General features: G+C 65.7%; 2 protein-coding genes. One reads left to right on the plus strand and one right to left on the minus strand.

Going from position 1 to position 1,456, the window contains the following annotated elements:
- The coding region (locus ACSFA3_RS22300; protein ID WP_435507681.1) for an ATPase, T2SS/T4P/T4SS family at nt 1-443 on the plus strand (443 nt) is incomplete at its 5' end.
- 25 nt (nt 444-468) lie between these two features.
- On the opposite strand, the gene ACSFA3_RS22305 is transcribed toward ACSFA3_RS22300, so the two are convergent.
- On the minus strand, nt 469-1,456 hold a 988-nt coding region (locus ACSFA3_RS22305; RefSeq protein WP_435507682.1), incomplete at its 5' end, for a phospholipase D-like domain-containing protein.

Consider the following 1,456-nt stretch of genomic DNA (forward strand, 5'->3'; position numbering starts at 1 on the left):
TGCTGGCCGTGCTGGCGCAGCGACTGGTGCGCCGCCTGTGCAGGCAATGCACCAGCAGCAAGCCCGCAAGCCCCGAGACCGTCGACGAACTGCTGGACGACTACATGCACGCCTTCGGCGCGCAGCAGCACGATGCGGCCCAGCGCCAGGCAGTGCGCAACGACTGGGTGCAGCGCTACGGCCGCGACGGGCACCTGCACACCTACACCAGCACTGGCTGCAAGCATTGCGGCGACACCGGCTTCAAGGGACGCGTGGGCATCCACGAACTGATGACGATGTCGAAGACGCTGCGTCGCCTGGTGCAGACCGGCTCGCGCGCGGAAGAGCTTCAGCAGGCGGCCCTGCAGGAAGGCATGCGCACGCTGCGGCAGGACGGCATCGAGAAGGTGCTGGCCGGGCACACCACCATCGAGGAAGTGCGCGCCACCAGCAACGTGTGAGCGCGAGCCGGCGAACGCGGAGCCGCTACAGCTGGCTCTGCGGAATGAACGGCGCGATCAACCGCAGCTTGAAGCGCTGCCACGCCGAGGTTTCGGGCGGCACGTCGTAGGCCGTCTCCTTGCCGTCCTCGTCTTCTTCTACCCACTCGACGTTCCGGCCAGTGGCGTCGAGCCGCAAGCGATAGGAGCTGCCCGCATCCGCGAAGCTCAGCAGCTGTCGCGCCATCTCCGGGCTGTCAATGATCACGCCCAGTTCGGTGTTGAGCCGGGCCGAGCGGGGGTCGAGGTTCATCGAGCCGAGGAACACCTGCTTCTGGTCGACGATGCCGTTCTTCATGTGCAACGCGCCCGTGCGGTGGCCGAAGATGCCGTATTTGCCGCGCTTCACGCTCAGCGTGGGGCTCAGCTCGTAGATGGTCACGCCGGACTTGAGCAGTTCGTGGATGTGCGGCCAGTAGCCCACGTACACCCATGGCTCGTCGGTGGACGCAAGCGAGTTGGTGACCAGCGACACGCTGATGCCCTCGGCCTGCGCTCGCGCCAGGTTGGCCACGGCCGCATCGGACGGAACGAAATACGGCGACACCATCTTGATGCTGGAGCGCGAAGTCTCGAACCACTTAATCACGCCTTCGGTCACCGTGCCCTTGATGGAGTTCTCGCGCTCGTTCAGGCCCTCGGTCTTGGTGAGCGGATCGAACAGCACGCGCGCATTGGCCCACAGCAGCGGGCTCAACTGGTGCTCGGCCAGCTCGAAAGGCAGGTTCAGCATCGGCACCATGTCGAGCGGCACGACGGAAGGCTCGTTTGCGCTGGCGTTGAGGATCTTGCCGTCCAGCGGGATTCGGAATGCCTCGGGCGGCTTTGCCGTGGCTGTGAGCGCTTCGAAGTTCTGCTGCAGTTGCGCGGGTGTCAGCGTGCTGCGGGCGATCTGGCCCACGGGGTAGACGACTTCGCTGTTCCAGTAGTGGTCGAACTCGTTCGACAGTTCGCGCACCACCGGGCCTGCCGCG

Origin of the sequence: Variovorax glucosi, assembly GCF_051216695.1 — a bacterium.
In the GTDB taxonomy this organism is placed as follows: Bacteria; Pseudomonadota; Gammaproteobacteria; order Burkholderiales; family Burkholderiaceae_C; genus Variovorax.